We start from the raw sequence: 14295 nt of genomic DNA, 5'->3' as shown, positions 1-14295 counted from the left end.
TGCCAGTTAATGGCTTTGTCGTCTTTGTTGGCCGGTCGTTCGTGCCGCTGGGCACGCACGCTCGTTCTTGACTACGGGGCGGTCGGTGCGCCGTTCCGGGCGAGCTGGACTTGGAAGCACTAACCGATGGGCGAGGGGTACGCATGACCGACACCGGCCAGGTCCCGGGCGAGGGAATGCCGGAGAGCGCAGGCATGGTGGAGCAGCCGGGCGTCACCGCGCCGGGCGCGTACACCTACCTCGACCCCTCCGTGAGCCCCGCCGAGGACGACGACCTGCTTCTGCTGCCCGGTGCCCCCGGCGCCCAGGGCGCCTGGGGCAACGAGGTGCCGCCGCCGGCCCCGATGCCGTTCGCCCCCGAGCCGGGCGCTCACGAGCCCGGCCCGCACGAGACGGCCGGACGCGACACCGGCTCGGTCGATCTCGGCGCCGTCCGCACGGTCGGCCAGGTCCCCGCTCCGCAGCCCGTGCCGCCGCGGCGCCCGCTGCACCTCGGCCCGCCCACGCCCGACGGCTCCTCCAGCCCGGTGCGCTCGCTGGCCGACCGGGGGCCCGCGGGCTCGCGGACCGGCTCCATGGCCGCGCCGGTCACCCCGCTGCGGCACGCGGGGCCGCCGACCATGGGGCCCGAGTACCTCGACGTGCCGCCCACGGGGGACGCCTCGCCGCAGGGCGCCGTGCCCTGGGGCGTTCCGCAGGCGGGCCCCGAGGCCCCGGCTGCAGAAACGGTCGTCCCGGAGCCGGCCGTGACCCCCGCAACCGCCGCCGGCGCCGAGGCGCCGATCGACGCGAGCGCCGGGCAGGAGCCGGAGTTCGCGGCTGCCCCCTTCGGCCACGGCCGGGACCCGGAGACCGCACAGGCGCCCGCGCCCCAGACCGGAGAAGCAGCCTTCGACCTCCAGGACGTCGACCTCCAGGACGCCGATCTTCAGGACGTCGAGTCGCAGGGGCTCCCCCAGGCCCAGGCGGAAGGCGTCGCCCCCGAGCCCGAGCCCGCGGCGGTCGCCGTGGCGGCCCCGCAGGTCTCCGACGCCCCGCAGTTCCCGGACACCCCGCTGACCCTCGGTACGCCGGACTCCGTCGAGGCGGCCGAGCAGACGGTTCCCACGGACACCGACCCCTCCCTGTACGCGACGGAAGCCCCCGCACACGCGGACGCCGAGCCGCTCGCCCCCGCGCCGTACCCGGCCCCGGTCGAGGACCCCGTCGCCGCGCAGGTCCCGCAGGAGACCGGCGAGCAGGACGTGTACGAGGCGCAGCCCGCCCAGTTCGCCGAGCGGAGCGGTCATCTGCCGGACCCGGCCGCCCCGTTCGAGGAGGCGGGCCCCCCGGCGGACGCCGAGCAGCCTCCCGCCCAGCACGCGTTCGACGCGTCCGAGTCCGCGCTGACCGCCCTCACCGCGCACACCGACGGCTCCCATGGCCGTCCCGTCGACGGTCTCGACGACTTCCGGGCCCAGCAGTTCACGGAGCCGGCCGCGTTCGCCGACACCTCCTTCACCTCGAACGGCTCCGCCCTGCCCGTGGACGGAGCCTTCGCGCCCGACGGCGTCGCCCTCGCCGAGGACGCCGCGCTGTACGCCCCGCACGGCGTTCCCGTCGGCGTGGCCGCGCACGCGGACGCCTCCGGCCCGGCGCCGGGCCACCCGCACGGCGAGCAGCCCTACCAGGACACGACGCTTGCCCCCGGATTCGCCGGAGTTCCCCCGGAGCCCTCGGCGGACCACTCCCTCGGCCAGTTCGTACCGGTGGAGGGCCAGGTGCCGACCACACCGCACCTGGCGCCGACCCCGGCGCACGCCATGGTCGTGCCGCCGCTTCCGGTGGAGGAGGAGCAGCCGCAGGCCCCCGAGCCCGAGCCCGAGCTCGTCGCGGAGCCCGTCCCAGCGGAGGAGCCGACCGGCGAGACCGCGGACGCCGAGGCGGTCGCTCAGGCGGCCGTTCCCGCGCCGCGCGAGGCGGAGGCGGCACCCGGGGCGACCGCCGAACCCGGCCCGCTCGACGTGGAGCCGGAACCCGTCGCCGCGCAGCTCGCGGAGGACCTGGACACCCGGGTCGCCGACCAGGAGGAGAGCACGGCCGCAGTGGAAGACGTACGAGAGTCCAGCGGCCCGGCGGCGCCCGGCTACGACGACGCCGAGCGCGAGGCGGTGCTGCGCGTGATGCGCGAGCGCCGTGACATCCGCAACGGCTTCCGCAGCGACCCGATCCCGCACGACGTGCTGCTGCGGGTCCTGGAGGCCGCGCACACCGCGCCGTCCGTCGGCCACTCCCAGCCCTGGGACTTCGTCGTCATCCGCTCCGCCGACACCCGGCGCAGCATGCACGAACTGGCCCAGCGGCAGCGCGAGGCCTACGCCAAGTCGCTTCCCAAGGGCCGCGCCAAGCAGTTCAAGGAACTGAAGATCGAGGCCATCCTCGACACCCCGGTGAACATCGTCGTCACCGCCGACCCGACCCGCGGCGGCCGGCACACCCTGGGCCGGCACACCCAGCCGCAGATGGCCCCGTACTCCTCCGCCCTCGCGGTCGAGAACCTGTGGCTCGCGGCCCGCGCCGAGGGCCTCGGCGTCGGCTGGGTCAGCTTCTTCGACGAGCGCGAGATGGTCCGCGCCCTCGGGCTCCCCGACCACCTGGAGGTCGTCGCCTACCTGTGCGTCGGGTACGTCGACGAGTTCCCCGACGAGCCCGAGCTGATGCAGGCCGGCTGGTCCAAGCGCCGCCCGCTCTCCTGGGTCGTGCACGAGGAGACGTACGGCCGTCGAGCGCTGCCCGGCGAGGAGCCGCACGACCTGCTCGCCGAGACCGTCTCCAACATCCGCCCCCTGGACGCCAAGGCGCTCGGCGAGGCGTGGGAACGCCAGAAGCGGATGACCAAGCCCGCGGGCGCCCTCGGCATGCTGGAGATCATCTCCGCGCAACTGTCGGGCCTGTCCCGGATGTGCCCGCCGCCGATCCCCGAGCCGGCCGCCGTCGCGATCTTCGCCGGCGACCACGGGGTGCACGCGCAGGGCGTCACACCCTGGCCGCAGGAGGTCACCGGTCAGATGGTGGCCAACTTCCTGGGCGGCGGGGCGGTCTGCAACGCCTTCGCCAACCAGGTGGGCGCCGAGGTCTGCGTCATCGACGTGGGCGTCGCCTCCGACCTGCCGGCCACCCCCGGTCTGCTGCCGCGCAAGGTCCGCGCGGGCACCGCCGACATGACGACCGGCCCGGCCATGACCCGTGAGGAGGTCGTGGCGGCGCTCGAGGTGGGCATCGAGACGGCCCGCGACCTGGTGGCCGCCGGCAACAAGGCACTGCTGACCGGTGAGATGGGCATCGCCAACACCACCGCGTCGGCCGCCCTGATCGCCGTCTACACCGGCGCCGACCCCTCCGAGGTCACGGGACGCGGCACCGGCATCAACGACGAGACCCTGGCCCGCAAGACCGAGGTCGTCCGTCGTGCCGTCGAGCTCCACCAGCCCGACCCCGCCGACCCCATCGGCGTCCTCGCGGCCGTCGGCGGACTCGAGCACGCCGCCATGGTGGGCCTGCTCCTCGGCGGCGCGTCCCTGCGCACGCCGGTGATCCTGGACGGCGTCAGCGCCGGCGCCGCCGCCCTGGTGGCCCGCGCGATCGCACCCGAGGTCCTGGCCGCCTGCATCGCGGGCCACCGCAGCGCCGAGCCCGGTCACGTGGCCGCCCTGAACAAGCTGGGTCTGCGCCCGCTGATCGACCTCGACCTGCGCCTCGGCGAGGGGACCGGCGCCCTGCTGGCCCTCCCCGTGGTGCAGAGCGCGGCCCGCGCCATGCACGAGGTGGCGACGTTCGACTCGGCCGGGGTGACCGAGAAGTAGGTCCGCCGGCAGGGGACCGGGTGGGCGGGCGTTCCGCGCCGCCACCCGGCTCCGCCGTACGCTGGACGCGCACCTAAGATCCCCACGTCAGGGCAGCTCCGATGTCGCAGCGCGCCCGTCCGCACCGCCTGCCCGTACGAGGAGCCGCACCTCCATGGCCGAACACCCCGCCTATCCCGTGGGCCTCCGCCTGACCGGACGACGCGTCGTCGTCCTCGGCGGCGGTCAGGTGGCCCAGCGACGGCTCCCGGCTCTCATCGCGGCAGGCGCGGACATCCACCTCGTGTCACCGGGGGCGACCCCGTCGGTGGAGGCGATGGCGGACGCCGGCGAGATCAGCTGGACCCGGCGTGCGTACGAGGAGGGCGACCTCGCCGACGCCTGGTACGCGCTGATCGCCACGACCGACGAGGACGCCAACGTCGCCGCGTCCGCCGAGGCGGAGCGCCACCGGGTCTGGTGCGTCCGCGCGGACGACGCCGACCGGGCGACCGCCTGGACCCCGGCCACCGGCCACAGCGAGGGCGTGACCGTCGCCGTCCTGACCACGGACGCCAAGGGCCGCGACCCCCGCCACACCGCCGCGATCCGTGACGCCGTGGTCGAGGGACTGCGCGACGGCACCCTCGTCGCGCCGCACCACCGCACCCGCACCGCCGGTGTCGCCCTGGTCGGCGGCGGACCCGGCGACCCCGACCTCATCACGGTGCGCGGCCGCCGCCTGCTCGCCGAGGCCGACGTCGTCATCGCCGACCGGCTCGGCCCCCGCGACCTGCTCGCCGAACTCCCGCCGCACGTCGAGGTGATCGACGCGGCGAAGATCCCGTACGGCCGGTACATGGCCCAGGAGGCCATCAACAACGCGCTCATCGAGCACGCGAAGCAGGGCAAGTCCGTGGTTCGGCTGAAGGGCGGCGACCCGTTCGTCTTCGGCCGCGGCATGGAGGAGGCCCAGGCACTCGCCGAGGCGGGCATCGCCTGCACGATCGTCCCCGGCATCTCCAGCTCGATCTCCGTCCCGGGCGCGGCCGGCATCCCGGTCACCCACCGAGGTGTCGCCCACGAGTTCACCGTGGTCAGCGGCCATGTCGCTCCCGACGACGAGCGCTCCCTCGTCGACTGGCCCGCGCTCGCCCGGCTCCGCGGCACCCTCGTCGTCCTCATGGGCGTCGACAAGATCGGCAGGATCGCCGACACCCTCGTGGCGCACGGCAAGCCGGCCGACACCCCCGTCGCCCTCGTCCAGGAGGGCACGACCGCCGCCCAGCGCCGCGTCGACGCCACCCTGGCCACCGTCGCCGAGACCGTCCGCACCGAGGACGTCCGCCCGCCCGCGGTCATCGTCATCGGCGAGGTCGTGAACGCGGGCCCCGGAACCCTGAAGTAACCACGGGTAACCAACCCGTTCCCAGCCGTTGGCACCACACCCAGGACAAGGCAGTATCACCCTGTGGCCGATCTCATCACCGTCGACAACCCCGACGACCCGCGTCTGAGCGACTACACGGGCCTGACCGACGTGGAACTGCGCCGCAAGCGCGAACCCGCGGAGGGCCTGTTCATCGCCGAGGGCGAGAAGGTCATCAGACGTGCCAAGGACGCCGGGTACGAGATGCGCTCCATGCTCCTGTCGGCCAAGTGGGTCGACGTCATGCGCGACGTCATCGACGAACTCCCGGCGCCCGTCTACGCGGTCAGCCCGGAGCTCGCCGAGCAGGTCACCGGCTACCACGTGCACCGTGGAGCCCTCGCCTCGATGCAGCGCAAGCCGCTCCCGACCTCGGACGAACTCCTGCGCACCGCGCGCCGGGTGGTCGTCATGGAGTCGGTCAACGACCACACCAACATCGGCGCCATCTTCCGCTCCGCCGCTGCCCTCGGCATGGACGCCGTCCTGCTCTCGCCGGACTGCGCGGACCCGCTCTACCGCCGCTCCGTGAAGGTCTCGATGGGCGCGGTCTTCGCCGTCCCGTACGCCCGGCTGGAGGCCTGGCCGAGGAGCCTGGACTCGGTCCGCGACGCCGGATTCAACCTGCTCGCCCTCACCCCGGACGAGAAGGCCAGGTCGCTCGACGAGGCGGCCCCGCACCGCATGGACCGGGTCGCGCTGATGCTCGGTGCCGAGGGCGACGGTCTGTCCACCCGCGCCCTGATGGCGGCCGACGAGTGGGTCCGCATCCCGATGGCCCACGGCGTCGACTCCCTGAACGTCGGAGCGGCTGCGGCGGTCGCCTTCTACGCCGTGGCCACGGGCCGCCCCGAGAGCTGACGGCCGCCCGCCGCCCGTGCGCTCAGTCGTCCAGGTGCATGTCGGCGCGGTACGTGTCGGCCATGAGGTCGTCCGTGGGCAGTGGCGTGAACGACGGCTGCTCCTGGCGCACTTCCCTGCGCGGGTCCCCGCCGTCCAGCCCCCGGGCCGGACCCTGGCACCCCTGGGCGACCGCGATCCCCAGCGCGACCAGCAGCGTCACCACGACGAAGACGAAGAGGCGCTGGCGCAGCAGCCGCGGATTGGCGGGCCGGCGGCCCGTGCCGGTCGTCCGCGGCCCCGGCCGTCCGGCGCCACTGCGGGGCGCGGGCCTGCTGCCGGAACGCCCGGTGTTGCGGGCCGGAGCGGGACGCGCCCCCGACCGTGATCCGCCGCTCGTCCCTCCGGTGCGCGGCGGGGGAGTGCCCTGCGGGCGCCGCTGGGTGCGCTGCTCGGCGTACTGCTCGGCCAGCCGGCCCGACGGGCGGTCCGGGTCGTTGCGCGGCGCGGGCGGGCGTACGTCCGGCATGCCCTGCGCCTCGCGTGCCGCGATCTCCTTGAGCCGCAGCGACAGTTGGAGTGTGCTGGGCCGCTCCTCGGGGTCCTTCGCCAGACAGGCGCGGACGAGCGGCGCGAGCGCGTCCGGCACCCCCTGCAACTGGGGCTCCTCGTGCACCACCCGGTAGAGCATGACCTCGGAACTGCCCTGTCCGAAGGGCGAGTCCTGGGTCGCGGCGTACGCCAGGGTGGCCCCGAGCGCGAACACGTCGGTGGCCGGGGTGACGGCCGCGCCGCGCACCTGCTCGGGCGCCAGGAAGCCGGGTGAGCCGACGGCCGTACCGACGTGCGTGAGCGTGCTGGCCCCGGTCGCCCAGGCGATGCCGAAGTCGATGATCCGCGGCCCCTTCGGGGACAGCAGGATGTTCGAGGGCTTGAGGTCACGGTGGACCACCCCCGCCTCGTGCACCGCGACCAGACCCTCGGAGAGGGCGGCACCGACGGCGGCCACGTCGGCGGCCGACAGGGGCCCTTCCTCCGACACCTTGTCGTGCAGGGAGGGGCCGGGCACGTACTGCGTGGCGAACCAGGGCCGGTCGGCCTCCAGGTCCGCGGCGACGAGCCGCGCCGTGCAGCCGCCCCTGATCCGTCGAGCCGCCGAGACCTCGCGGGCGAACCGTGAGCGGAACTCCTGATCCTCCGCCAGATCCGGCCGGATCACCTTCAGTGCGACCCGCTGCCCGCGCCGGTCGGAGCCCAGGTAGACAACACCCATCCCGCCCGCGCCGAGCCGTCGGTGAAGCCTGAACGAGCCGACGACACGCGGGTCCTCGCGCCTCAGGCGCATCATCGCCATGTCCATCCCCGCCGCCCGGTCCGTTTGACGAGCCACAGCTTACGTTTCCGCGGCCGGGTGCGCGCAGAGGCCGCGCCCTCTCGTTCCGATCGATTGTCAGTGCCGGGTGGGAAACTTGAAAGGTGGTCAGGGAGCTTGCGCCCAGGACCTCTTTGGGGAGCTCGTGATCCCAACCACCCGTCGCAGAAGGGGGATTGAGCCCATGAAGGGTGACCGCGTGGAGATAGTCGTGGACGCAGGGGACACGACGCGTACGTACGAGGTGGTGGCGAGCAGGGCGGGTCGCCGGGTGGAGACGGCGGTGCGCCGAGGGGTGGTGGAAGTGAGCGAAGTCACCCGAAGCGGATCAGTGGTGCGGACCGCCCGCTTCATGGCGACTCGGGTACTGGCGCTCGTCGAGCAGCCGGTTCCCCGGGAGGACAGCTCGGAACAGTAGGGGCACTTCGGACACCCCCTCCGGGAAGACCCTGAGACCTGGGTCCTCGTCTCCACCCAGGGGAGTAGTCCGCAGGTCATCGCTCATCCTCCGGGAGGCCCGGCAATCGGTACGAGGGCATGACGACCCGTCCTCGCCGCGCCCCTAGATTTGAGGTCAAGCGGCGGGTGCAGCACTCGTCCCCCGAGGTCAAGCACCCGCCGCTGCCAACCACAACAGAAGCTCGGTCAGGAGAGGGACCATGGCCCAGACGGCACCGCGGACAGCGCTCCGCACGCAGGGACGCAGGGCGTACAGCGCGGCGTTCGGCACCCGCCGTCAGGGGCAGCGCCACCCCTTGGTGGCGACAGCGATGGTCCTTCCTCTGGCGGCCCTGCTCGTGGTCGTCTTCGGCGGCTGGGAAGCAGTGGTCACACAGGCGTCGTCCGTGGGCGTGATGCTGGGGCGCTGAGCGGCGCCCCAGGCCCGGAAGAGCGGTCCGGGCGGGGACATCCGGCCATGAAACCCCGTGGGGACGGGGGTGCGGCGGACGGCACGAAGAATGCCCGCGCAGCTGGGGAGCTGCGCGGGCATTCTTCATTCCCGCCGCACACGTGGCGCCCGGTGACCCCGGGCAGGGTGCCACGAGACGCGGGCCGGGCCCTGTCACCGCCCCCCGCCTGCGTACGCTCACCGGCAGACGTCGTACTACCTCAGGGGGACCCGTGACCGCAGACACCCTGCTGCCCGCGCTCACCGCCAGCGCCCGGCACGCGGCCCACCCCGCGACGGACATGGACTGCTCCTGTGCCGCCGAGGACGCGCTGCTCGCGGACCGGGACGACGGCACCGTGGTCCGGCACGGCGGCACCGTCGCCAAGGCCCACGCCCCGGACACCGACCCCGCGGCGCTCGCCCGCCGCCTGTCCGCGGCCGCGGACCTCCCCGGCGTCCTCCTGCCGCCGCTGCACAGCACCCCCGACGACCTCCTCGGCCGCCAGGTGACCCTCTGGCCGTACGGCAGCCCCGTCGACCCGGACGCCCCCGACGCGGCCCCCTGGGAGGCGGCCGCGACCCTGCTGGCCCGGCTGCACCGGGCGCCCGTCCCCGTCGGCCTGCCGCCCATGCGAGGGCCGCTCAAGGCCGCCCGCGCGATCGCCCGCCTGCGCGCGGCCGGCCCGCACCCCGGCTCCGCTCCCGTGCTGCGGGCCTGGGCCCACCTGCCCGACTGGGCCCGGGCGCGGGCCCCGATGTCCGCCACGACGCTCTGCCACGGCGACCTGCACCTCGGGCAGCTCGTCCGCCATCCCGCGCCGGACGGTCCCTGGCTGCTCATCGACGTCGACGACCTCGGTGCCGGTGACCCCACCTGGGACCTGGCCCGACCGGCCGCCTGGTACGCCTGCGGGCTGCTCCCGCCCGACGAGTGGCTCCGCTTCCTGACCGCGTACCAGGGCGCGGGCGGGCCGGCCGTCCCCGCCGAGGGCGATCCCTGGCCCGCCTTGGACGTCGCCGCCCGTGCCCTCACCGTGCAGACGGCGGCCCTGGCCGTCGCCAAGTCCGCAGCGGCGGACCGGCCGTTGGACGAGGTGCAGCAGGCCGTCGTCGACGCCTGTGACCGAATGAGTGGCGAACCACCCGAGTTGGGTCAAGGTTTCGCGACGTAGGGTGCAACCGACCGAAGCCGGGCAGTGTCTGTCCTGGCGGAAGCAGTACCGAACGGCGAGGAGTTGAGCCGAGCATGCAGTGTCCGAAATGCCATGCGCCGATGCACACGTACAACCGCAATGGCGTCCAGATCGAGCAGTGCAGCGGCTGCCGCGGGATATTTCTCGACTACGGCGAGCTGGAGGCGCTGACGCGCGTGGAGTCGCAGTGGTCGCAGCCCGCGCCGCCGCCCCAGGGTGCCCCGCAGGCGTACCCGTCCACCCCCGCGCCCGCGTGGGGAGCCCCGCAGCACGGGGGCCACGGCGGTGGCCACTACGGCGGGCACGGCGGCCACCACCGCCACAAGAGCTTCGGCCACATGCTCTTCTCGTCCTGAACGACCGAAGGGCCCCTCCGTTCCCGGAGGGGCCCTTCGCCGTCCGAGCGCCGGCGTGCCGTCACGGCCGGAGCACGACGAAGCCCCCGACCGTACGAGACGGTCGGGGGCTTCGGGTGGTGCGCGATACTGGGATTGAACCAGTGACCTCTTCCGTGTCAGGGAAGCGCTCTCCCGCTGAGCTAATCGCGCAGGTCACGCGGCCAGGAGCCACGCTTGCTGCTGATAGTGCGTGCGCGATACTGGGATTGAACCAGTGACCTCTTCCGTGTCAGGGAAGCGCTCTCCCGCTGAGCTAATCGCGCGGGGATCCTTGCGGACCAGTGGACGATACTGGGATTGAACCAGTGACCTCTTCCGTGTCAGGGAAGCGCTCTCCCGCTGAGCTAATCGTCCTTGGAGGTGGAGACGGGATTTGAACCCGTGTAGACGGCTTTGCAGGCCGTTGCCTCGCCTCTCGGCCACTCCACCAGGAGTGCGGGGGTTCGGGAAGATCCCCCACTTCCTGCGAGCGGACGACCAGGTTCGAACTGGCGACCTCAACCTTGGCAAGGTTGCGCTCTACCAACTGAGCTACGTCCGCTTGTCGTTTCCGTTCCGCTTGCGCGGCCCGGCGACGAGTTGAACTCTAGCGGATTCCCGGGCCAGCACAAAAACGCGTTTGTGCAGCGTGCTGCGCTCTGTCCGCCCAAGGACATGGTCAGGGCACCCGCAGGACACCCGCTCTAGACTCGGCTGCGTGCTCGAGCTCCCTCCTCTCGCCCGCTTCGGCGGTCTCGTCGCGACCGGTCTCCTCGACGTCACCAGCGATCCCGCCGCTCTGGACTCGGCCGGTTTCTGGGCCGTCGCGGCCGACTTCGAGGGGCGCCTGACCTGCGCCCGCTTCCGTGACGTACGCCGGGAACCGGTGCCCGCGCCGGTGCCGGGCCGGTGGCACGGACCCGCGGCCGGTGACTGGACGTCGTCCCTCGACCGCGCCGCGTACACCGCGGGCGTCCGCCGGATCCGCGAGCACATCGCCGCCGGCGAGGTCTATCAGGCGAACCTCTGCCGGGTCCTGTCCGCGCCCGTCCCGCCCGACGCGGACGTGGACGCGCTGACCGCTCTGCTGGCCCGCGGCAACCCGGCCCCCTATGCGGGAACGATCCGGCTGCCCGCCCACGGCGTCGAGATAGCCACGGCCTCTCCCGAACTCTTCCTGCGCCGCGCGGGCCGCGTGGTCGAGTCGGGGCCGATCAAGGGCACCGGACGCACCGAGGCGGACCTCCTGGAGAAGGACTACGCCGAGAACGTCATGATCGTGGACCTCGTCCGCAACGACATCGGCCGGGTCTGCGTCCCCGGCAGCGTGACCGTGCCGGACCTGTGCGTCGTCGAGAAGCACCCGGGACTCGTGCACCTCGTGTCCACCGTCCACGGCGAGCTGCGCGCGGACGCCGGCTGGCCGGAGATCCTCGGCGCCGCCTTCCCGCCCGGCTCCGTCACCGGAGCGCCGAAGTCCAGCGCCCTGCGGATCATCGACACCCTGGAGACCGTGCCACGCGGCCCGTACTGCGGGGGCATCGGCTGGGTCGACGCCGACCGCGGCACCGGCGAGCTGGCCGTGGGCATCCGCACCTTCTGGATCGACCGCGCCGACGCGGTCCTGCGCTTCGGCACGGGGGCGGGCATCACCTGGGGCTCCGACCCCGAGGGGGAGTGGCGGGAGACCGAACTGAAGGCGTCCCGGCTGCTCGCGGTAGCGTCGGGAGAGTACGAGGCGGGTGACGGGACTCCCACCCCCTGAGCCGGGCCCGGGGCACCGCACACACCACCGGGGCGACGACGCCACGCCGGACGACGCGTCCGGCACTCTCATGCGAGGTAACAGTGAAGCTTTGGCTCGACGGCGGGCTGCAGGACATCGACACCGCCCGCGTCTCCGTCTTCGACCACGGACTGACCGTGGGTGACGGCATCTTCGAGACCGTGAAGGCCGTCGACGGCCGGCCGTTCGCGCTGACCCGTCACCTCGACCGGCTGGCCCGCTCCGCGCGCGGCCTCGGGCTGCCCGAACCCGACGCCGACGAGGTGCGCCGCGCCTGCGCCGCGGTCATGGACGCCAACCCGATGCCGCTCGGCCGGCTGCGCATCACCTACACCGGCGGGCACGGCCCGCTCGGCTCCGACCGCGGCGACCAGGGGCCGACGCTCGTCGTCGCGCTCGGCGCCTCCGACCGGCGGCCCGACTCGACCGCCGTCGTCACCGTCCCCTGGACCCGCAACGAACGCGGCGCCCTGACCGGCCTCAAGACCACCTCGTACGCCGAGAACGTCGTCGCCCTGGCCCGCGCGCGTGAACACGGCGCGTCCGAGGCGTTGTTCGCCAACACGGTGGGCCAACTCTGCGAGGGCACCGGGTCGAACGTCTTCGTCGTGCTCGACGGCGAGATCCACACCCCGCCCGTCGCCTCCGGCTGTCTCGCCGGCATCACCCGTGCCCTCGCCGTCGAGTGGACCGGCGCCCGGGAGACCGACCTTCCGCTGGACGTCCTGGAGCGTGCCGACGAGGTGTTCCTCACGTCCACGCTGCGCGACGTGCAGGCCGTGCACCGGGTCGACGGCCGTGAACTGCCGGGCGCGCCGGGTGCGGTGACCGCCAAGGCGATGCGGGTCTTCGATGAGCGCGCCGGCGACGACCTCGATCCCTGACCGGTCCGCGGCGGCCATCCGCCCCCGATCGTGGGGTGATTCGGCTGACCTCGCACGCCGCAGGGGGTAGAACTCCTCTGATGACCACCACCCTGCGGCCGACCGAGCCGCTTCAGCTCGCCGACGACGGGACGCGTTCACGCCGCTACCAGGTGTGCGTGAACAGTCGCCCGGTCGGTGCGGTGCACCTCGCGACGAGCCCCGAACTCGGGCCGGCCTTCGTCAAGATCCACGATCTTCGCATCGAGGAACCCGACCGGGGCCGCGGCCGGGGCACCGTGGCCGCGCTGGCCGCCGAGGAGGTGGCACGTGGCTGGGGCTGCCGGCAGATCGAGGTGACCGTCCCCGGCGACGCCCCCCGGGCGCTCGGTCTGACGCGGGCACTCGGGTACGTCCTCCGCAACCGTGCCATGGACAAGGCCCTCGACGGCAGCCTCCCCGCCCTGCCGCCCGGCGGCGTCGCCCGGCCGATGACCCGCGCAGAGTACGAGATCTGGGACCGGACCGGCCGCAAGGAGTACGCGGAGGACTGGGTGAAACGGGGCCTGCCCGAGAGCGAGGCGCGCGCGAAGGCGGACCGCGACTTCGGCAGCGCGCTGCCGCAGGGTCCGGACACCGCCGGCGCGCGACTGACCGTGCTGGAGCACGAGGGTGTCCCGGTGGGCGAACTGTGGCTGGGCCACCGGGACGAGCGCGCCTTCGTCTACGACGTCGCGGTCCGTGAGGACCACCGCGGTCACGGCCACGGCCGGACGCTCATGCTGCTCGCCGAGGCGCAGGCGACCGCCGCCGGATTCCGTCGCCTCGCGCTCAACGTCTTCGCGGGCAACCTCCCCGCCGAACGGCTCTACGAGTCCCTCGGCTACGTGACGACGCAGTGCCACCTCTACAAGGACCTGCTGTAGCCGACCGGGCGGCAGCCGGCCACGAGGACCGTCCGGACATGGGCCCGCCCGCCAACCAGCCTTCGGTGCAGCGCCGTTGAGCCGTCAGGGGCGGCCGTCAGGCCTGTTCGGCGAGCAGGCGGTCGGTGATCTCCTCGATGCGCTCGCGCAGCCCCTCCTGGCTCTTGCCGCCGTCCAGCCGCTCACCGTCGATGACGTACGTCGGCGTCCCGGTGACACCGATCGCCTTGCCCTCGGCCTGGTCCGCGTCGACGATCAGGATGTGCCGGCCGTCGATCAGGGCCGTGTCGAACTCCTCGGCGTCCAGGCCCAGTTCCCGGGCGATCTCGATCAGGACGGGTTCACCCTCGCGGTCCAGCTCCGCCACGCGGTCGAGCACGGCCTCGACGTACGGCCACGCGCTGCCCTGCTCCGCGGCCTCCTCGGCGGCCTGCGCCGCGGCGAACGCGTGCTTGTGCTTCTCCAGCGGAAAGTGCCGCAGCCGCAGCTCCAGACGGTCGCCGTAGCGGGCGCGCAGGGCACGCAGATCGGCGAGGGCGTCACGGCAGTCGGCGCACTGCAGCTCGCACCACACGTCCAGGACGACGGGGGCCGGACGCTGGGTGGAGGAGGCGGGGGAGTCGTTCATGGGTCCAGTCTCCCAGCCCGGGAAGGGGGCGGACCAACCGGGACCTGGGGAGGAGGGCACCCCCGAGATGTCCCTGAGGTTGGCCCGGGGCGTGGCCCCGGGGGTGGGTGACGGTGCAGGATGGAAGGGACGAACCGCCCGTTCGACCGAGCCCTGCCTGGAGGACCG

Annotated in this window: 12 protein-coding genes and 5 tRNA genes; 10 read left to right on the top strand and 7 right to left on the bottom strand. The window is 73.5% G+C overall.

The annotated features are described in order from the left end of the window. The first annotated feature begins 143 nt into the window (after positions 1 to 143). The 3 genes from cobT (at position 144) to AB0C62_RS19875 (ending at position 6111) form a co-directional block, all read left to right on the top strand. The gene (cobT, locus tag AB0C62_RS19885) at positions 144 to 3842 is read left to right on the top strand and encodes a nicotinate-nucleotide--dimethylbenzimidazole phosphoribosyltransferase (protein WP_362974835.1); all 3699 of its coding nucleotides are present in this window, start codon (positions 144 to 146) and stop codon (positions 3840 to 3842) included. A 154-nt stretch (positions 3843 to 3996) separates the two neighbouring features. Beyond that, a complete protein-coding gene (gene cobA, locus AB0C62_RS19880) occupies positions 3997 to 5229 on the top strand; it encodes a uroporphyrinogen-III C-methyltransferase (protein WP_362974833.1) in 1233 nt (410 codons plus the stop codon). A gap of 63 nt (positions 5230 to 5292) precedes the next feature. Next, complete coding sequence (locus tag AB0C62_RS19875) at positions 5293 to 6111, top strand: RNA methyltransferase (protein ID WP_362974831.1); 819 nt, start codon at positions 5293 to 5295, stop codon at positions 6109 to 6111. Between the two features lie 22 nt (positions 6112 to 6133). On the opposite strand, the gene AB0C62_RS19870 is transcribed toward AB0C62_RS19875, so the two are convergent. Further along, a complete protein-coding gene (locus AB0C62_RS19870; RefSeq protein WP_362974936.1) occupies positions 6134 to 7450 on the bottom strand; it encodes a serine/threonine-protein kinase in 1317 nt (438 codons plus the stop codon). 196 nt (positions 7451 to 7646) lie between these two features. Between AB0C62_RS19870 and AB0C62_RS19865 the strand changes: the two genes are divergently transcribed. The 4 genes from AB0C62_RS19865 (at position 7647) to AB0C62_RS19850 (ending at position 9903) form a co-directional block, all read left to right on the top strand. Then, a complete protein-coding gene (locus AB0C62_RS19865; RefSeq protein ID WP_081223398.1) occupies positions 7647 to 7880 on the top strand; it encodes a hypothetical protein in 234 nt (77 codons plus the stop codon). 241 nt (positions 7881 to 8121) lie between these two features. After that, positions 8122 to 8331 carry a hypothetical protein gene (locus tag AB0C62_RS19860; protein WP_362974829.1) on the top strand — a complete coding sequence of 70 codons (210 nt, stop codon included), beginning with the start codon at positions 8122 to 8124 and terminating at the stop codon, positions 8329 to 8331. Between the two features lie 253 nt (positions 8332 to 8584). After that, entirely contained in the window at positions 8585 to 9526 is a 942-nt protein-coding gene (locus AB0C62_RS19855; RefSeq protein WP_362974827.1) for an aminoglycoside phosphotransferase family protein, read from the top strand. 74 nt (positions 9527 to 9600) lie between these two features. Then, complete coding sequence (locus AB0C62_RS19850) at positions 9601 to 9903, top strand: zf-TFIIB domain-containing protein (protein ID WP_362974825.1); 303 nt, start codon at positions 9601 to 9603, stop codon at positions 9901 to 9903. Positions 9904 to 10020: 117 nt separating this feature from the next. On the opposite strand, the gene AB0C62_RS19845 is transcribed toward AB0C62_RS19850, so the two are convergent. From AB0C62_RS19845 to AB0C62_RS19825, 5 genes are all read right to left on the bottom strand, one after another. Then, positions 10021 to 10095, bottom strand: a tRNA-Val gene (locus tag AB0C62_RS19845). Positions 10096 to 10136: 41 nt separating this feature from the next. Continuing rightward, positions 10137 to 10208: transfer RNA gene (locus AB0C62_RS19840), tRNA-Val, on the bottom strand. 19 nt (positions 10209 to 10227) lie between these two features. Further along, positions 10228 to 10299, bottom strand: a tRNA-Val gene (locus AB0C62_RS19835). Position 10300: 1 nt separating this feature from the next. Further along, positions 10301 to 10374: transfer RNA gene (locus AB0C62_RS19830), tRNA-Cys, on the bottom strand. A 39-nt stretch (positions 10375 to 10413) separates the two neighbouring features. Next, positions 10414 to 10486 (bottom strand) — tRNA-Gly (locus AB0C62_RS19825). Positions 10487 to 10642: 156 nt separating this feature from the next. Here AB0C62_RS19825 and AB0C62_RS19820 point away from each other — a divergent pair. The 3 genes from AB0C62_RS19820 to AB0C62_RS19810 all read left to right on the top strand — a co-directional run bounded on the left by AB0C62_RS19820 (position 10643) and on the right by AB0C62_RS19810 (position 13499). After that, complete coding sequence (locus tag AB0C62_RS19820) at positions 10643 to 11689, top strand: chorismate-binding protein (RefSeq protein WP_362974823.1); 1047 nt, start codon at positions 10643 to 10645, stop codon at positions 11687 to 11689. 83 nt (positions 11690 to 11772) lie between these two features. Beyond that, the gene (locus tag AB0C62_RS19815; RefSeq protein WP_362974821.1) at positions 11773 to 12594 is read left to right on the top strand and encodes an aminodeoxychorismate lyase; all 822 of its coding nucleotides are present in this window, start codon (positions 11773 to 11775) and stop codon (positions 12592 to 12594) included. An 80-nt stretch (positions 12595 to 12674) separates the two neighbouring features. Continuing rightward, entirely contained in the window at positions 12675 to 13499 is an 825-nt protein-coding gene (locus AB0C62_RS19810; RefSeq protein ID WP_362974819.1) for a GNAT family N-acetyltransferase, read from the top strand. 97 nt (positions 13500 to 13596) lie between these two features. On the opposite strand, the gene AB0C62_RS19805 is transcribed toward AB0C62_RS19810, so the two are convergent. Next, entirely contained in the window at positions 13597 to 14127 is a 531-nt protein-coding gene (locus AB0C62_RS19805; RefSeq protein ID WP_362974817.1) for a DsbA family protein, read from the bottom strand. Positions 14128 to 14295 lie beyond the last annotated feature (168 nt).

Source organism: Streptomyces sp. NPDC048643 (assembly GCF_040650615.1).
Classification (GTDB): Bacteria; Actinomycetota; Actinomycetes; order Streptomycetales; family Streptomycetaceae; genus Streptomyces.
This window is presented reverse-complemented; position numbering and strand designations above follow the sequence as displayed.

What these genes read in the sequence shown, in the direction of transcription:
- cobT (WP_362974835.1), top strand. Translation starts at nt 144, where the DNA reads ATGACCGACACCGGCCAGGTCCCGGGCGAGGGAATGCCGGAGAGCGCA.
- cobA (WP_362974833.1), top strand. Translation starts at nt 3,997, where the DNA reads ATGGCCGAACACCCCGCCTATCCCGTGGGCCTCCGCCTGACCGGACGA.
- AB0C62_RS19870 (WP_362974936.1), bottom strand. Translation starts at nt 7,450, where the DNA reads ATGGACATGGCGATGATGCGCCTGAGGCGCGAGGACCCGCGTGTCGTC.
- AB0C62_RS19865 (WP_081223398.1), top strand. Translation starts at nt 7,647, where the DNA reads ATGAAGGGTGACCGCGTGGAGATAGTCGTGGACGCAGGGGACACGACG.
- AB0C62_RS19860 (WP_362974829.1), top strand. Translation starts at nt 8,122, where the DNA reads ATGGCCCAGACGGCACCGCGGACAGCGCTCCGCACGCAGGGACGCAGG.
- AB0C62_RS19850 (WP_362974825.1), top strand. Translation starts at nt 9,601, where the DNA reads ATGCAGTGTCCGAAATGCCATGCGCCGATGCACACGTACAACCGCAAT.
- AB0C62_RS19810 (WP_362974819.1), top strand. Translation starts at nt 12,675, where the DNA reads ATGACCACCACCCTGCGGCCGACCGAGCCGCTTCAGCTCGCCGACGAC.
- AB0C62_RS19805 (WP_362974817.1), bottom strand. Translation starts at nt 14,127, where the DNA reads ATGAACGACTCCCCCGCCTCCTCCACCCAGCGTCCGGCCCCCGTCGTC.